Origin of the sequence: Pleomorphomonas sp. NRK KF1 (assembly GCF_023721755.1) — a bacterium.
GTDB lineage: Bacteria > Pseudomonadota > Alphaproteobacteria > Rhizobiales > Pleomorphomonadaceae > Pleomorphomonas.
The window spans coordinates 305797-322965 of the sequence record NZ_JAMDLH010000005.1 but is presented as its reverse complement, the minus strand read 5'-3'; the positions used below and the strand labels follow the sequence as shown (position 1 = coordinate 322965).

Genomic DNA, 17169 nt, shown 5'->3' with positions numbered 1-17169 from the left:
ATGCACCCAAAGGACGACGGGAGCAAGACGGCAGGCGTCGGTCAACCCTTGCATTTCGCCTCGCTTAGCCCACCTTCTCCAAGGAATTAGGGAGAAACGCCGTGCGGGTTTTCGGACGCCTCATCGGCCCGTTCTGGCGGGCCGCCCTGACATTCAGCGCCGCTGACGGCTGGGCGATCGCCTCGCATGTGGCGCTGTCCTCCCTGATGGCTCTCTTTCCCTTTTTGATCTTTCTCACCGCCATCGCGGCCTTCTTCGATCTCAGTGCCCTCTCGGAGACGGTGGTGGCGCTGATCTTCGAGAGCGTGCCGGCCAGTATCGCCGCGCCGATCGCCGATGAGGTGAAGGACGTGCTGCTGGTACCGCGCCGCGACGTGCTGACCATCGGCGTAGCGCTGGCGCTGTGGTTCGCTTCGTCCGGCGTCGAGGCGATGCGTGTTGGTCTCAATCGCGCCTACGGCACGGTTGAAAACCGCAACTTTCTGTGGCTACGGCTCGAGAGCATCGGCTTCGTGCTGCTGGGCACGCTCACCTTCCTGACCATCGCCTTCCTGGTGGTGCTGGCACCGGTGGCCTGGACCGCGCTCGTCCATCTGGTCCCGGCGGTAGAGGACTTCGCCTGGCCCCTGACGTTCTTGCGTTTCGGCCTCACTCTGCTGATCGCCGGCAGTGGTCTCATCGCGTCGCATCTATGGTTGCCGGCGGGGCGCCGGAGTATCACGGAGATTCTGCCCGGCGTCGGTCTGACGCTGGCGGCCTGGATTGCCGGCGCCTACGGCTTTTCGCTTTATCTCGCCGATTTCGCCAACTATGCCTCGACATACGCGGGCCTTGCCGGAGTGATGACGGCGATCGTCTTCCTCTACCTCATGGCCCTCATTCTGCTCTATGGCGCGACGCTCAACGCGGCGATCTCCGAGCGGCGTCGGCGTGCCGCCGAGATCGGTTCGTCGGAGGAACCATTGACATCCCCCGAGCCATGATGGAAGCCGTAGGCTGCGGTGATGCCGCCGGGCCGTTCTTGGCCTGCGGCCACCGATGCCAATCCTCGACTTACCCGTCCGGTCGTCCCGTCCGGACAACAGGGAGACAGCCATGTACACGCTCGAAATCGCCGGCATCGCGATCGCCACCACCGACGCCGACGAGGCGGAAGCGCGCGAGATCTTCGAAAGCGAGGATTTCCTCGACGACATTCGCGGCTTCACGAGCGCCGGCAGCCCGGTCTGGGACGGCGTTTCCGCCTTCGTCATCCGTCAGGCCACCGAGGATGAGGTCGAAGCTTTCAGCGAGATCGATGACATCGAGGATGAAATCGACGGCGAAGAGGGGGACGAGTTCGACGGGGAGGGCGCCAACATCATGTTCCTCGTCGATATCGATCAGTTCGCCGACGAGGAGGAATGACGTCGGCCTTCGTGCAAGTGGTCGGTCCCGAGTCCGCAACAGCGCGAATTGGATTCGTCGCGCGGACCGGGTTGACTGCATACTCCGATCATTCGGACGGCGGCTTGGCCGCCGTCTTTCCGGTTGCGTCTTCCCCCGATCGGCCGGAGCGGCGCGATAGCCGTCGCCAGCCCGTCAGGGGCGGCGGGAGTTGTCGATGAAGCGCGTGATGGAAGTGCTGAAGGAGGCGCGCCTTGATGAGGCCGCTGACCTGGCCGCCAGCGGCAGCAGGCCGGAAGTTGCCAGCCTTTTGAAGACCCTCTACGGCAAGGGCGCCGCCGAGGACGTGGTTGCCTATACGGCGAACGAGCTGGTCGCCTTCGCCGAGGGGGCCATGTCGAGCCTGTCGCTGAGGGTGCCGGGCATCCACTCGATCCGCATCTACAACCCCACATGGGATGAGGAGGCCAGCCACCGCAGGGAAGTGACGGTTGTCGACGTTCTCAACGACAACATGCCGTTTCTCGTCGACTCGGTCATGCAGGAACTGACCGACGCCGGCATCGGGGTGCGCTTGATGGTGCACCCGATTCTCTCCGTCGTGCGCGGCATGAGCGGTCGTCTCCTGTCGCTCGGCGACGATCCGGACGCCAGCCGCGAGAGCTTCATCCACATCCACATCGCCCGGCTGCCCGACGCCATCGCCGCCGCCCAGCTGGAAACGCGGCTCGATGGTCTGCTCACCGAGGTGCGCGCCGCCGTCGACGACTGGCCGCGCATGCAGGCGCTGGTCAAGTCGGTGATCAACGTCTACCGGCACACGCCGCCGCCATTGCCGCCGGAGGCGGTGGCCGAGGCGGTCGAGTTCCTGAATTGGCTCAATGCCGACAACTTCACCTTTCTCGGTCTCAGGGAGTATGCCGTCGGCGCCGACGGAAGCGGTGACGAACTCACCTCGCTCATTCCGACGGGCGGTTACGGTCTTCTGCGCGATCCGGAGGTCCGGGTGCTGCGGCGCGGCCGCGAAATGGTGCAGGTGACGCCGGAGATCACCGAGTTCCTCAGGCAGGCCGAACCGCTGATCGTCGCCAAGGCTAACGTCAAGGCGCGCGTTCACCGCCACGCCTATCTCGACTACATCGGCATCAAGCGTTACGACGCTCACGGTCGCCTCGTCAGCGAGATCCGGCTGCTCGGTCTGTTCACCGCATCGGCCTATACCCGTTCAACGCATTCCATCCCCTACCTTCGTCGCAAGGTGGGAACGATCATGGCCCGCGCCGGATTCGATCCGGAAAGCCATTCGGGGCGGGCGCTGCGCAATATTCTGGAAAGCTATCCGCGTGACGAACTGTTCCAGGTGGATCTCGACACGCTTCTCGATTTCTCGCTGGCCATCCTGGAGCTCGGCGAGCGGCCGCGCATCCGCGTGCTGGCTCGCCGGGACAAGTTCGACCGTTTCGTCTCCCTCCTGGTTTACGTACCGCGCGACCGCTACAATACCGACACGCGGCTCGCCATCGGCGACTATCTGGCGGATGCATTCGACGGGCGCGTCTCGTCGGTCTACCCGGCGTTCCCGGAAGGGCCGCTTGCTCGCGTCCACTACATCATCGGACGCGACGAGGGGGCGACGCCCGCCGTCGCCCAAGCCGAACTGGAAGCCGCCGTCGCTCGCATCACCCGCAACTGGTGCGACGGCTTTGCCGACGCTTGTCGGGCGAAGTTCGGCCCGGCGCGCGGTCGCAAGCTGATCGAACTCTATGGCCGCGCCTTTCCCGACGCCTACCGAGCAAGCTATTCTGCCGAAATGGCGGTCGCCGACGTGGCGTTGCTCGAACTATTTGTCGGCGATCGCGGGACGGCGGTCGATCTCATCGGCGGCAGCCTGCCGTCTCCGCGCGTCTCCATGCGCCTGATGAGCCGGGGCGGTCCGGTGCCGCTGTCGGCCCGTGTGCCGGTGCTGGAAGCGATGGGTTTCACCGTCCTTGAGGAGAAGACCTTCGAGATCGGACGTTCAGGCGAGACCATCGTGCTGCATGACATGGCGCTCCGTCGTGCAGACGGCGTCGATGTCGATCTGGGGCGCGATGGCAACCGGTTGAAGGCGCTGTTCATGGCGGTCTGGCTCGGAAGGGCCGACAGCGATCGCCTCAATGCGCTGACGCTGGTTGCCGGTCTCGGCTGGCGCGAGATTGCCATGCTCCGCGCCCTCGCCCGTTATCTCAGTCAGATCGGGATGGTCCACGGCCATGCCTATGTCGCCGAAGCGCTGGTGCGCAACGCAGGCGTTGCAACGCTCCTCGTCTCGCTGTTCGCCGCTCGCTTCGACCCGACCTTCGCCGGCGATCGTGCCGCTCGGTTCCGGGCCTTGCGGGGTGAGCTCGAGGCGGCGTTCCGGGAAGTGCCGATCCTGGATGACGATCGCATCCTCAGGCGCCTTGCCAACCTGATCGAGGCGGCGACCCGCACCACCTTCTTCCAGATCGGTGTCGATGGCGATCCGCATCCGGTGATGGCATTCAAGTTCGACGCCGCCAGGATCGACGGTTTGTCGGCGCCGCGACCCTTCGCCGAGATCTGGCTGCACGCTCCCGATGTCGAGGGCGTTCACCTCCGCTTCGGCAAGGTGGCGCGGGGTGGGTTGCGCTGGTCGGATCGACCGGAGGATTTCCGCACCGAGATCCTTGGCCTCGTCAAGGCGCAGCAGGTCAAGAACGCGGTCATCGTGCCGGTGGGCGCCAAGGGAGGCTTCGTCGCCCGCCGTATCGGCGCCGATCGGGCGGCGGCCGGCGTTGCCGCCTATGAGCGTTATGTCGGGACGCTGATCGATCTCACCGACAACATCGTCGATGACGTCGTCGTGCCGCCGGTCGGAACCGTTCGTTACGATGGCGACGACCCCTATCTCGTGGTGGCGGCCGACAAGGGTACGGCCAGCTTCTCGGACATTGCCAACCGCATCGCGTTGTCCCGCCGCTTCTGGCTGGCCGACGCCTTTGCCTCCGGCGGCTCGGACGGCTACGACCACAAGAAGATGGGAATCACCGCCCGCGGCGCTTTCGAGGCGGTGAAGCGACATTTCCGCGAGCTCGACCTCGACGCGGAATCCGATTCCTTCACCGCGGTTGGCGTCGGCGACATGTCGGGCGACGTGTTCGGCAACTTCATGCTGCTGTCACCCTCGATGAAGCTCGTCGCCGCCTTCGATCATCGCCACATCTTCATCGATCCGGAGCCCGACGTCGAGGCCGCGCTTGCCGAACGGCGGCGGCTTTTCGCCCTGCCGCGTTCCAGCTGGGCCGACTACGACCAGGCAAAGCTTTCACCGGGAGGCGGTATCTTCCCGCGAACGCAGAAGTCCATCGCACTCTCCCCCGAGGCGCGCAGGGCGCTCGGCATAGACGCTGCCGCCCTCAGTCCCGACGAACTGGTCTCGGCGCTCCTGAGGGCGCCGGCCGATCTTCTGTTCTTCGGCGGCATCGGCACCTTCGTGCGTGGCGATGACGAGAGCAATCTCGACGCCGGCGACCGCATAAACGACGGAGTTCGCATTCCGGCCGCCGCCCTCAGAGCCCGCGTCGTCGGCGAGGGCGCCAACCTCGGCATGACGCCGAGGGCGCGGGTCGATTTTGCCCGGCGCGGCGGTCGGGTGAACTCCGACGCCATCGACAATGTCGGCGGTGTCGCCACCTCGGACGCCGAGGTCAACATCAAGATCGCGCTTGTCCGGGCGATGGCCGCCGGCCGGCTGACGCTTTCCGAGCGCAACGAACTGCTTTCCGCCATGACCGAGGACATCGCCGCTGGCGTCTTGCGGCTCTGTCGTCGGCAGGTGGTGGCGTTGTCGGTGACGCGTGCGCGCGGTTCCGGGGAACTGCCGCGCCTGATGCGCCTGTCGGCCGTGCTCGCCGAGCGGGGACTGCTCGACCCGCGCCGTGAGGGGTTGCCCGACGAAGCGGCGGCCGGACGCCTCGCGGCAACCGGCGAAACGCTGTCGAGGCCGGAGATCGCCATCCTGATGGCGCATGCCAAGCTGATGCTGTCCGACGAGCTTCTGGACGGTCGCCTGATCGACGATCCGGCGCTCAACGACTGGCTGACCCTGGCGTTTCCGCCGGCCATGCGGACGCGCTTTGCCGAAGACATCGCCGCGCACCGCCTGGCCCGCGACATCCTTGCCACCCGCGTTGCCGGCGCTGCGGTCGACGCGGCCGGCCCGACCTTCGTCAGTCGCCTCGGGGACGAAGCGGATGTCGACGCCGAGGCGGCGGTGCGCGCCCTTGTCGTGGCGGCGGCGGCTTTCGGAACCGATGCGGTAACGGCCGAGATCGATGCCCTGGAAGGCAAGGTCACCGGTGCCGTCTGGGTGGAGCTCCGGCGTCGCGTCGCCGATTTCCTGACCGATGCCGCGCTGTGGGTGGCCCAGAACGTGGAGGGCGAAGGAGACCTTGCCACTTCGATCGAGCGATTGGCCGAGGGCGTCCGCCGCTTCCGCGACAGCGCGCCGGCCAGCAAGGTCGATACCGAGCTTGTCACCGCAGGCGTACCGGAGCAACTGGCGGCCCGCATTGCGAGCCTGCCGGCCGAACTCGGAAGTCTCGACCTGATCGTCATCGGCGAAGAGGTCGGCAGGGCTGTCGACGAGGTGATGCCCGTGATGGCGGCGATCGACGAGGCCATCGCTGCCGATCTGGTCGATCATTTGTCGGAGGTCGTACGGCCGGCCGATCTCTATGAGGGGCAGGCAGCGGAAATTGCCCGTCGCACCTTTGCCATCGCACGCCACCGCATCGTCGCACGGGCGATAGCGGAGGGAGGGGCGGATCTGTGGACGACGGCGCGCGAGGCGCGAATCGGGCGGCTGAGGCAGCTCGTCGGCGATCTTCTCGTCGGGCCCCCGACGGTGGCGAAACTGACGGTGGCGGCGGGTCTGGTTGCCGAGTTGGCCGAATGACGGACTTCCGGCTCCCGTTTCCTCGTTGCATTCGATGGCTGCAGGCGCAATCATGACGGTGACGTGACGATCACGGCCGGAGGTGCGCTTGAGCGGCGAGATCAACGAGGAGGCGGGTGAACCCGCAAATCTGGTTGCGCTGGCGCGTGGGACTGCGCCGGCGCCAGCCGAATCCCGACCGGCGGTTCGGGAGGTCCCGTATGTCGCCTTCGATCGGCACGAGCTTTCCGAAATCCTGAAGGTCTACGGTCGCATGGTGGCGGCCGGCGAGTGGCGCGATTATGCCATCGACCATCTTTCCGACCGTGCCGTCTTTTCGATCTTCCGCCGGTCTTCCGAAGTGCCGCTCTACCGGGTGGAGAAAAACCCCAAGCTGGCGCGCCGGCAGGGCGCCTATTCGGTGATCGCCCAGACCGGCATGATCCTGAAACGCGGCGGAGAGCTGGCCCGTGTGCTGCGGGTCATCGACAAGTCCTGGCTTTCCGTTGCCGAGTGAACGTCACGGACAGGGGTTGCCGAAGCGCTGATGCAGGTCGTCGACGGCTGCCTGCATATCCTGGGTCCATGCGAACCCGGCGGCGGCGAAGTTGCTTTCCAGCTGATCCTCGGCTCTCGGTCCGATGATGACCGAGGCAACCGTCGGCTGGTTCATGGCAAACGCGACCGCGAAGGTCACCGGATCCGCGCCGAAGCGGCGGGCGAGATCGACGTAGGCGGCAATTGCCGCGTCGGCATGTGGCTTCTCATAACGCTGCAGGCGGTTGAACAGGGCCTTTCGGCTGTTCTCCGGTAGCTCGCCATTTCGGTACTTGCCGGTGAGGTAACCCTGCGCCAGCGGCGAATAGGGCAGGAGGCCGATCTCTTCCCGCAGCGCGATCTCCGCGAGCCCACCCTCCCATGTGCGGTTGACGAGGCTGTAGGCGTTCTGCACCGAGACAGGGCGAGGGCCGATGCCCTTCTCGGCGGCGGCAATGAAGCGCATCAGGCCATAGGGGCTCTCGTTGGAAAGGCCGAAATGGCGGATCTTGCCGGTAGCGATCAGCTCGGCGAAAACGGCCGCCGTCTCCTCGATGGCCGTCTCGTCGGCGGCGGGAACAAAGGGCTTGAAGCGCGAGGGGACGGTGCCCCAGTCGGAGACGGCACGATCTGGCCAGTGGATCTGGTAGAGGTCGATATGATCTGTCCTGAGCCGGCGAAGCGATTTCTCGACGGCTTCGAAAATCTGCGTTCGGGTGAGGCGGGTCGGCGAGCCGTCGTCGCGAAACCAGTCGCTGGCGCTGCGACCGCAGACCTTGGTGGCAAGAACGATGTCGTTGCGGCGGCCGCGCGCCGCCAGCCACTCGCCGATGATCGCCTCGGTGGCGCCTTGCGTCTCGCGTTTCGGCGGGATCGGGTACATTTCGGCGGCGTCCAGGAAGTCGATTCCGAAGCCGACGGCGCGGTCCAGGATGGCAAAGGCTTCGTCCCGGCCCGTTTGTTCACCGTAGGTCATCGTGCCCAGGCAGATGGGCGTGACGAAGAGATCGGAGCGGCCGAGACGACGTTTCTGCATGGGATTGCCTTTTCGGGGATCAGTCGATGTCGGGCAGGAGCGCCAGGAGGTCGGTGACGCCGACGTCCACGCTCGCCTGGGTGAGCAGTGTGGTGACCTGACCGCGATGATGGGTCTGGTGATTGAAGATGTGCGACAGCACCGACGACAGCAGCTTGCGCTGCGGAGTTCCGTCGGTCCGGGTGTAGGCGAATGCTCCGGCGAGGTCGGCGTCCGTCAGGCCGTCGACAAAGCCGACGATCATCCGGTCGATGCGTTCGCGGATCGGCCGCAGGTGGGAGAGATCGTCCGACACGACGAAGCGGACACTCGTCGGCCGTGGCAAGTCGGCCAGATCGAGGCGCCCGGCAAAGGGTGGGTGGCCGGCCAGACGGCCGAACCAGATGAGATCGGTGGCGACGAGGTGGTTGAGCGTGCCCAGGATGGAACCGAAGAAGGCGCCGCGGTCGCGGGACAGCTCGCCTGCCGTCAGTCGCTCGGCGGCATCGTAGACCTTGGCGTTCATCCAGGCATTGTAAGGCGCCATAAGGCGGAAATGATCGAGGCTGCTCACGATGGTTCTCCCCAACCGGTCTTGCCAGGATGCCGTTGCGCGGCCTCCGTGGCTAGTGCTTCGCCAGCGACATTTGCTTCGACCGGTCGACATCGAGCCGTGCCGCTTCGGCCCGGAATGCCAACTCGGTCCGTTAGCTTTTGTCCTTGATCCGTTCGATCAACGCCTCGACGGATGGAAGGATCCGTTCGACGATGATGTCGACGCCAGCGGCATTCGGGTGCATGCCATCGGCCTGGTTTAGGCTGGCATTGCCGGCGACGCCGTCGAGGAAGAACGGGTAAAGCAGGGTGCCGTGCTTCTCGGCGAGGTCGGGAAAGATCGGATCGTAGCGGGCGCCATAGACAACGCCGAGATTGGGGGCCGCCCTCATGCCGGCCAGAAGCACGGGTGCCCCGGTTTCGCTGATGCGGGACAGAAGTTCGTCGAGGCTTTCGCGGACGAGCGACGGATCGTGGCCGCGCAGCATGTCGTTGGCGCCGAGTTCGACGATGACGCCGTCGGCGCCGTCGGCCAGCGCCCAGTCGAGACGGGCCAGTCCGTCGGCCACCGTATCGCCGGAGACGCCGGCGTTGACGATCTCGACGTCATGGCCGCGTTTGACGAGCGCTGCCTCCAGCCGGTCGGGAAACGCCTCCTGGCCGAGAACGCCGTAGCCGGCGGTAAGACTGTCGCCGAGCGCGACGATACGCATGGACTTGGCCTCCGCGCCGGCAAGTCCGGCGAAGAGGGCGAGAACGAACACGAAGATGCGATGTCTCACGGCCTTTTGACCCGGCTTGCAATGGTTTCTGGGCCAACCATATGACAGGCTCGGGCTTTCTTCGGCAAGCCCTGCCGATGTCACGTTTGCCCGAAGCGCCAGAACCGAAAGCTCGCCCTTGCCAGATCCAGCCATTGCTCTTTCCCAGGTCGACCTCAGTCTTGGCAGCGGCGCTGCCCGTGTTCACATCCTGAAACGTCTTTCTTTCTCCATCGAGGCTGGCACCAGCGTCGGCATCGTCGGCCCTTCGGGTTCGGGAAAGTCGACGCTCCTGATGGTGCTCGCCGGTCTCGAGCGTGTGGATGGCGGCACCGTGTCGGTCGGCAACGAGCGGCTCGATCGTATGGACGAGGACGACCTTGCCCGTTTCCGCGGGCGTTCGGTCGGCATCGTCTTCCAGTCCTTTCACCTGATGCCGACCATGACGGCGCTGGAGAACGTGGCGGTGCCACTGGAGCTCAGCGGCCGGCGGGACGCTTTCGAACGAGCGCGGGTCGAACTCGAAGCTGTCGGCCTTGGCCACAGGCTCGACCATCACCCGGCAGAACTCTCCGGCGGCGAGCAGCAGCGCGTCGCCATCGCTCGCGCCCTCGCGCCCGAGCCATCGATCCTGATCGCCGACGAGCCGACCGGCAATCTCGACGCCGACACCGGTCGCGACATCATCCGCCTGATGTTCGAGGCGCGGGCGCGGCGCGGAGCGACGCTGGTGCTGGTCACGCACGACCGGGCGCTCGCCGACGCCTGTGACCGCCGCATCGTCATGCGCTCGGGCGAAATCGTCGAAGATGTTCGAGCGGGGGTGGCGCCGTGAGCGGCCGCTCGCCGGGCTGGAGGGTTGCCGCTCGTCTCGCCGCCCGCGAGGCGCGCGGCGGTCTTTCGGGTTTTCGCATTTTCATCGCCGCCATCGCGCTCGGTGTCGCGGCCATCGCGGCCGTCGGTTCGACCAGCCGGGCGATCACCGAAGGCATTTCCTTGCAAGGGCGGGAGATTCTGGGTGGCGACATAGCGGTGCGTTTCGGTGGCGAAACCCCACCCGAGGCGGTGAGCGCCTCCCTTGCCACGCGCGGCCGGCTGTCGACGGTGACGCTGGTCAACTCGATGGCACGACGCCTCGACGGTGAGGCGCAGGCGCTTGCCCGCATCAAGGCGGTCGACGTTGCCTATCCGCTCGCGGGCGAACTGCGCCTCGAAGGCGGCGGTCGGCTTGCCGATGCCCTGGCGCCGGGAGCGGATGGATCGATCGGCGTCGTCATCGAGCCGATCCTCGCCGACCGTCTCGACGTGAAGGTCGGTGACCGCATCGCGATCGGACGGGCAACCGCCGAAGTGCGCGGATTGATCGAAAAGGAATCCGACCAGGTTGGCACCGGCGTCGCCTACGGGCCGCGCGTGATGATGAGCCGCGAGGCACTCGCGGCGACCGACATCGTCCAGCCGGGCAGCCTTGTCGCCAACACCATTCGCATCGCCCTGCCCGATGGAACGACGGACGATGCCGTCGCCGCCGTCGCGGCGGAGCTCAAGGCAGCCCAGTCCGACAGCGGCCGGACCGTTTCCTCGCGGCTCGATGCCGCTCCCGGTCTGGAGCGCAACGTCGACCGCTTCTCGCAGTTCCTGACGCTGGTCGGCCTGACCGCGCTGATCGTCGGCGGTGTCGGGGTCACCAATGCGGTGAAAGCGTTCATCGATCGCAAGCGCGACACCATCGCCACGCTGAAGGCCGTGGGCGCACCGGGCGGGTTCGTGGTGGCCATCTACCTGATCGAAATCGGCGTCATTGCCGGCATCGGCGTGGTTCTGGGCCTTGCCCTCGGGCTCGTACCGCCCTTCTTCGCGGGCGGACTGATCGCCGCAGCGCTCGAACTGCCGATCGAGATTGGCGTCTATCCCGGCGAGCTGCTGCTCGCTGCCGCCTATGGCTTTCTCACGGCCTTTGCCTTCGCCATCTGGGCGCTTGGCCGTGCTCACGACGTGCCGGTGAGCGCGCTGTTCCGCGACAAGGTGGCGCCGGAGCGGCGGCTGCCGCGTCGTGTCTATGTCCTGGCAACCACGGTCGCGGTCCTGCTTCTCGCCGCGCTCGCCATCGCTACCGCCGCCGACCGCTTCGTGGCGGTGGTGTTCATCCTGTCGATGGCGGCGATCTTCGTCGTGCTGACCGGCGTGGCCGCCCTGATCCGCCGAGTTGCCGGTCGATTGCCGGCGATCGGGTCGGCGGAGTTCCGGCTGGCGCTGCGCAACATACATCGTCGCGGCGGTCTGACGCTGTCGGTCGTGCTGTCCCTTGGCCTCGGTCTGACATTGATGGTGACGCTGGCGCTGATCGACACCGGCCTCAGGCGGCAACTCACGTCCACCCTGCCGGAGAAGGCACCCACCTTCTTCGTGCTCGACATCCGTTCGAACGATCTCGACGCTTTCGCCCGACTGGTCGAGGCGACGGTGCCCGGCACCACGCTCGAGACGGTGCCGATGCTGCGCGGCCGCATCACCGCGCTGAAGGGAACGCCGGTTGACAGGATCGATGCGCCCGAAAGCGCGCGCTGGGCGCTCTCCGGCGACCGAGGCATCACGATATCGGACGAACCGCCGGCCAACTCGACGATCGCGTCGGGCGCCTGGTGGCCTAGGGATTACGAGGGCGAGCCGCTTGTCTCCTTCGAGGACGAGCTGGCGCGCGAGTTCGGCCTGTCGATCGGCGATACGGTCACCGTCAACGTGCTCGGCCGTGAAATCACGGCCAAGGTGGCCAGCACGCGCAAGGTCGAATGGCAGTCGCTCTCCATCAACTTTGTGATGGTTTTCTCGCCTAACACCTTTGCCGGCGCCCCCTATTCGGTGCTTTCAACGGCGGCGCTACCGACGAACGGTGACAGTACGGCCGAGCGGCAGAACGAAGGGCGGTTGATCAGGGCGGTGGTCGCCGACTTCCCGACGGCGACCATGGTCCGCGTCAAGGATGTGCTCGCCACCGTAAACGATCTGGTCGGCTCGCTGACGCTGGCCATTCGCGCCGCCGCCTCCATCGCACTCGCCGCCTCGGTGCTCGTTCTGGCCGGCGCGCTCGCGTCCGGCCATCGTCAGCGCGTCTATGATGCCGTGTTGCTCAAGACCTTCGGAGCGACGCGGGCTCGGGTTCTTCTGGCTTTCGCGTTGGAGTACGCGGCGCTCGGCTTTCTTACCGCCGTGTTCGCGCTGGTCGCCGGAGCGATGGCCGCCTGGGGCGTTCTTCGCGGCATCATGGACGTGCCGGTCGACCTCGATCCGTGGGTTGCCCTCGGTGCCGTAGTCGTCGCGCTTGTTCTGACCATCGGTCTCGGTCTGCTCGGCACCTTCAGGGCTCTTTCGGCCAAGGCGGCGCCCGTGCTCAGGAATCTTTAAATCTTCGTCATGTTTGACGGACTCGCCGTGCCTGCCCTTGAGCTTTCATCGGGCTACGCCCATATTGCATCTTCGAGCGAGGGGAGGCTCGCCTCCCTCGCGACCTCGCATTTCCAGAGAAGGATCGACGCCCCAATGGCATTCCCTGAACGCAACATCCCCTCGGGCTACGGTTCCCGGGCCTATTCCGCGGAGATCGATCAGGGTCTCCGCAGCTATATGCTGTCGGTCTACAACTACATGGCCATCGGCCTCGCCGTGACCGGCGGTGTCGCAGCGCTTGCCGCCAACGCCTCCGTGGCAAGCTGGGATCCGATCACCCTCACCTCGTTCGGTGCCGCGCTCTACACGAGTCCGCTGCAGTGGCTGGTGATGCTCGCCCCGATCGGTCTGGTCCTCGTGTTCTCCTTCGGCATACAGAAGCTGTCCATGCCGGTGGCGCAGGGCCTGTTCTGGGCCTTCGCGGCGCTGATGGGCCTGTCGCTGTCGTCGATCTTCCTGGTCTACACCCAGCAGTCGATCACGCAGGTGTTCTTCATCTCGGCTGCCGCCTTCGGTGCCCTCAGCCTTTACGGCTACACGACCAAGCGCGACCTCAGCGCCATGGGGTCGTTCCTGATCATGGGCCTGTTCGGCCTGATCATCGCGTCCCTCGTCAACATCTTCATGCAGTCCTCGGCGATGGAGTTTGCCATCTCCGTGCTCGGCGTCGGCATCTTCGCCGGTCTGACCGCCTATGACACGCAGACCATCAAGGAGATGTATTACGAGGGTGACGATCGCGCGACCGCCGGCCGCAAGGCCATCATGGGCGCCCTCAACCTCTACATGGACTTCATCAACCTGTTCATCATGCTGCTTCGCCTGATCGGCGACCGTCGCTGACGACAGCGGAACGTCCTTACAGAAACGCGGCGCCGGGTCATTCCCGGCGCCGTTTTCGTTTGAGGCGAAGGCTGTGGCATGCGATCTAGGGCGCCGGCGCACTGCCGCGCCGTTTGCTCTTCCGGATACGCCCCATGCTGACCATTCGTCCCGCTCGCGCCAGCGACATCCCGGCGATTGCCGCCATCTATCAGGAGGCCGTTCGTACCGGCACCGCTTCGTGGGAACTCGAACCGCCGACCGAGGCGGAGATGCTGAAGCGCTTCGAGGCCATCACCAGCGGTGGCTACCCCTATCTGATCGCCGAGATGACCGGCGGTCTTGCCGGCTACGCCTACGTCAGCGCCTATCGGCCGCGCCTTGCTTATCGCTACACGGTGGAAAACTCGATCTATATCGACCCGGCCCGACAAGGGCAGGGGATCGGCAAGCGTCTTCTGCAGGCGCTCATCGACGAATGCGCCCGGCGCGGTTTCCGGCAGATGGTGGCGGTGATCGGCGACAGCGGCAACGTCGGCTCGCGCAAGCTGCATGCTGCCCTTGGGTTCACGCTGGTCGGCGTCGCGCCGGCCCTCGGCTACAAGTTCGACCGCTGGCTCGATCAGGTTCTGATGCAGAGGGCGCTCGGCGATGGCGAGCACTCGGCGCCGGGCGAACTCTCGCGCGGCTGAGATCAGAAAAAAGCCGCCGCGAAACGATCGCGGCGGCCTGAAAGCTGGTGATTATGGGACTCAGGCGGCCTTCTTGGGCTTCAAGAGGCCACGGTTGAGCAGCACCTCGGCGATCTGCACGGCGTTGAGCGCAGCGCCCTTGCGAAGGTTGTCCGAGACCACCCACATGGTGAGGCCGTTTTCCACCGTGATGTCCTCGCGGATGCGCGAGATGTAGGTGGCGTCTTCGCCGGTCGCCTCATACGGGGTGATGTAGCCACCGGGTTCGTGCTTGTCGACGACGAGGCAACCGGGCGCTTCGCGCAGGATCGAACGGGCCTCGTCGGCGGTGATCGGGTTTTCGAACTCGATGTTGACCACTTCCGAGTGGGAGACGAACACCGGAACGCGCACGCAGGTGGCGGTCAGCTTGATCTTCGGATCGAGGATCTTCTTGGTTTCCGCCGTCATCTTCCACTCTTCCTTGGTGAAGCCGTCTTCCATGAAGACGTCGATGTGCGGAATGAGGTTGAAGGCGATGCGCTTCGGAAACTTCTTCGGCTCGACCGGGTCGGACACGAAGATCGCCCGGGTCTGCGTGAACAGCTCGTCCATCGCGTCCTTGCCGGCGCCGGACACCGACTGGTAGGTCGACACGACCACGCGCTTGATGCCGGCCTTGTCGTGCAGCGGCTTCAGGGCCACGACGAGCTGGGCGGTGGAGCAGTTGGGGTTGGCGATGATGTACTTCTTGGTGAAGCCGGCGGCGGCGTCGGCATTGACTTCGGGGACGACCAGCGGCACGTCCTCGTCGTAGCGCCAAGCCGAGGAGTTGTCGATGACGACACACTTCTGGGCGCCGATCTTAGGCGACCATTCCTTGGAGATCGATCCGCCGGCCGACATGACGCAGATGTCGATGTCGGAGAAATCGACGTGCTCCAGAGCCTGCACCTTCAGCGTCTTGTCGCCGAACGATACCTCGGTGCCCTGGCTCCGGCGCGAGGCGACGGCGATCACCTCATCGGCGGGAAAGCCGCGCTCGGCGAGGATGGAAAGCATTTCGCGGCCCACGTTTCCGGTGGCACCGACCACAGCGACCTTGTAACCCATGTTGGACTGACCTTCTGATTGTGTGGCGTCTGCGCCGAAAAAGTCGTCCCCCGCCTTGTCTGGCGGCCGGTCGCTCTTCAGTCTGTCAGGGAGACGTTCGAGGAGGCCACCTTCCGCCTCCTCTGACCCCGAGGAGGACGATGCGGGGCGAGGAAGCGTCGATTACGTCGTGGTCGTTTTCGTCGTCGCCGTTATCGTCATGGCAAGTCCCGCCGGGACAATACCCAGCGCCGACACGGCCTGACGGAAACCATTCGCGAGCAACATGGACCATTCCTCTCTCGAATGTCGGGCTTTATGGCTGAAAGGGCCGGACGGGTCAAGGCGAATCGGCCTTGACCTTTTCGGGTTTCCGAGCCTTCGCAGCCTGCCAGCGACGTCTTCGCCTTGTTGCCAACTCTTCGATCGATGGCGGTCCGCTCGGGTTAATACCTAGCCGGATCAGGGGTCTCGCCCTCCGGAAAACAAGCAATCCTTTACCGACAAGTTGTATTTCTGTTGTTGTTTCCCGCGTGAGGGAACGACACGAATTCAAGGCGAGGCGAGCATGTCGGTGTTCGGACGCAGGGCTCTTTCAGAGAAGATCAAGATCAATTTCTTCGACAGCACACCCGATGCCGTCCTGGTCATCGCTGACGGCAAGTTCATCGAGTGCAACGACGCCGCGGTCAAGATGTTCGGCTTGCCGTCGAAAGCCGCTTTGACCGCCGGCACGCCGGCGGCGCTCTCGCCTCCCACGCAGCCGGACGGCCAGCCGTCGGGCATCAAGTCCGAAGCGATGATCCGTGAGGCGATGACCACGGGCTACAAGCGCTTCGAGTGGCTTCACAAGCGAGCCGATGGGGCGGAGTTTCCCGTGCTGGTGACCTTGATCCTATCCAAGGTCGATGGTCGGCCGGTGGTGCTCACCAATCTTGCCGATCTCTCGGACGCCCTGCGCGAGCGCGAGGCGCGGCGCGAGGAAGAGGCCCGGAGCGCCAAGGCCTCGGTCCTGCAACAGCTCACGTCCGAGTTCGACCGCAACGTCTCCTCGGCGCTCGGCACCGTGGGGCAGGTGGCCGATCACCTTGAATCGTCGTCGCAGGCGATGTCGGGTTCGGCCGATCAGACCAACCGCCAGCTCACCGAGCTCACCGCTGCGTCCGAACAGGTATCGGCCGCCATCGGTATCGTCGCCGAATCGGCGGGAGAACTGTCGGCGTCGATCGCCGAGATCGGCCGGCAGGTTCATCAGTCGAGCAGCATTTCGAGCGCTGCCAACGACGAGGCGCGCCATACCAACGAGATCGTCAAGGGGCTCGCCGAGAGTTCGGCCAAGATCGGTGAGGTGATCAGCCTCATCAACGGCATTGCCAGCCAGACCAACCTTCTCGCGCTCAACGCTACCATCGAGGCGGCGCGGGCCGGAGAGGCGGGGCGCGGCTTCGCGGTCGTCGCCCAGGAGGTGAAGGCGCTGGCCAACCAGACGACGCGCGCCACGGACGAGATCGGCGCGCAGATCGGCGCCGTCCAGACCGCAACGTCTCAGGCCGTCGGGGCCATCGGCGGCATCGCCACGCGCATCGGCGAGATCAACGAGATCGCCAGCGCCATCGCCGCGGCCGTGGAGCAGCAGTCGCGCGCAACCGAGGCCATCGCCAGCAACATCCAGCAGGCCTCGGTGGCCAGCCAGAAGGTTTCGATCAACACGGGCGGCGTTGCCCATGCCTCGGTGGAGACGCGCAAGGCGGCCGAGGCGGTGTTGACATCGGCCAAGGCACTGTCCGGGGAGGCAGGTGGCCTGCGCTCCACCGTTGATCGTTTCCTGCAGGGCGTGAAGCGGGCTTAGGTAAGCGGCACAGTATTGGAATGGAAAAAGGCCCATCCTGAAGGACGGGCCTTTTTCTGTTTGCTTGCGACAAGTGCGGCCGGCCCGGTGAAGCCAGCCGT

General features: G+C 65.5%; 13 protein-coding genes. 9 read left to right on the top strand and 4 right to left on the bottom strand.

From position 1 onward, the window contains the following. The first annotated feature begins 101 nt into the window (after nucleotides 1-101). The 4 genes from M4J39_RS14865 to M4J39_RS14850 all read left to right on the top strand — a co-directional run bounded on the left by M4J39_RS14865 (nucleotide 102) and on the right by M4J39_RS14850 (nucleotide 6839). Nucleotides 102-983, top strand: a complete 882-nt coding sequence (locus M4J39_RS14865) for a YhjD/YihY/BrkB family envelope integrity protein (RefSeq protein ID WP_251729186.1) — start codon at nucleotides 102-104, stop codon at nucleotides 981-983. A gap of 112 nt (nucleotides 984-1095) precedes the next feature. Next, nucleotides 1096-1407, top strand: coding sequence for a hypothetical protein (locus M4J39_RS14860; RefSeq protein WP_251729185.1), 312 nt, complete (start codon nucleotides 1096-1098; stop codon nucleotides 1405-1407). A 196-nt stretch (nucleotides 1408-1603) separates the two neighbouring features. Further along, nucleotides 1604-6343 carry an NAD-glutamate dehydrogenase gene (locus M4J39_RS14855; RefSeq protein WP_251729184.1) on the top strand — a complete coding sequence of 1580 codons (4740 nt, stop codon included), beginning with the start codon at nucleotides 1604-1606 and terminating at the stop codon, nucleotides 6341-6343. Nucleotides 6344-6431: 88 nt separating this feature from the next. Next, nucleotides 6432-6839: a DUF2794 domain-containing protein gene (locus M4J39_RS14850; protein WP_371875457.1), complete on the top strand. Its 408-nt coding sequence runs from the start codon at nucleotides 6432-6434 to the stop codon at nucleotides 6837-6839. A 3-nt stretch (nucleotides 6840-6842) separates the two neighbouring features. Here the strand turns inward: M4J39_RS14850 and M4J39_RS14845 are convergent, their stop codons facing one another. The 3 genes from M4J39_RS14845 to M4J39_RS14835 form a co-directional block, all read right to left on the bottom strand. Beyond that, nucleotides 6843-7895, bottom strand: a complete 1053-nt coding sequence (locus M4J39_RS14845; RefSeq protein WP_251729183.1) for an aldo/keto reductase — start codon at nucleotides 7893-7895, stop codon at nucleotides 6843-6845. 19 nt (nucleotides 7896-7914) lie between these two features. Then, on the bottom strand, nucleotides 7915-8448 hold the full coding sequence (locus tag M4J39_RS14840; RefSeq protein ID WP_251729182.1) for a DinB family protein: 534 nt from the start codon (nucleotides 8446-8448) through the stop codon (nucleotides 7915-7917). A 133-nt stretch (nucleotides 8449-8581) separates the two neighbouring features. Beyond that, nucleotides 8582-9211 carry an arylesterase gene (locus tag M4J39_RS14835; protein WP_371875456.1) on the bottom strand — a complete coding sequence of 210 codons (630 nt, stop codon included), beginning with the start codon at nucleotides 9209-9211 and terminating at the stop codon, nucleotides 8582-8584. Nucleotides 9212-9329: 118 nt separating this feature from the next. On the opposite strand from M4J39_RS14835, the gene M4J39_RS14830 reads away from it, so the two are divergent. The 4 genes from M4J39_RS14830 to M4J39_RS14815 all read left to right on the top strand — a co-directional run bounded on the left by M4J39_RS14830 (nucleotide 9330) and on the right by M4J39_RS14815 (nucleotide 14148). Then, complete coding sequence (locus M4J39_RS14830) at nucleotides 9330-10025, top strand: ABC transporter ATP-binding protein (protein ID WP_251729181.1); 696 nt, start codon at nucleotides 9330-9332, stop codon at nucleotides 10023-10025. Then, the gene (locus M4J39_RS14825) at nucleotides 10022-12592 is read left to right on the top strand and encodes an FtsX-like permease family protein (RefSeq protein ID WP_251729180.1); all 2571 of its coding nucleotides are present in this window, start codon (nucleotides 10022-10024) and stop codon (nucleotides 12590-12592) included. The genes M4J39_RS14830 and M4J39_RS14825 overlap by 4 nt, the downstream gene beginning before the upstream one ends. Nucleotides 12593-12727: 135 nt before the next feature. After that, on the top strand, nucleotides 12728-13477 hold the full coding sequence (locus tag M4J39_RS14820) for a Bax inhibitor-1/YccA family protein (RefSeq protein WP_251729179.1): 750 nt from the start codon (nucleotides 12728-12730) through the stop codon (nucleotides 13475-13477). Nucleotides 13478-13611: 134 nt separating this feature from the next. Next, nucleotides 13612-14148, top strand: a complete 537-nt coding sequence (locus M4J39_RS14815) for a GNAT family N-acetyltransferase (RefSeq protein ID WP_251729178.1) — start codon at nucleotides 13612-13614, stop codon at nucleotides 14146-14148. A gap of 60 nt (nucleotides 14149-14208) precedes the next feature. On the opposite strand, the gene M4J39_RS14810 is transcribed toward M4J39_RS14815, so the two are convergent. Further along, on the bottom strand, nucleotides 14209-15240 hold the full coding sequence (locus M4J39_RS14810) for an aspartate-semialdehyde dehydrogenase (RefSeq protein ID WP_251729177.1): 1032 nt from the start codon (nucleotides 15238-15240) through the stop codon (nucleotides 14209-14211). Between the two features lie 547 nt (nucleotides 15241-15787). Between M4J39_RS14810 and M4J39_RS14805 the strand changes: the two genes are divergently transcribed. Beyond that, nucleotides 15788-17068 carry a methyl-accepting chemotaxis protein gene (locus M4J39_RS14805; protein WP_251729176.1) on the top strand — a complete coding sequence of 427 codons (1281 nt, stop codon included), beginning with the start codon at nucleotides 15788-15790 and terminating at the stop codon, nucleotides 17066-17068. Nucleotides 17069-17169: the final 101 nt, after the last annotated feature.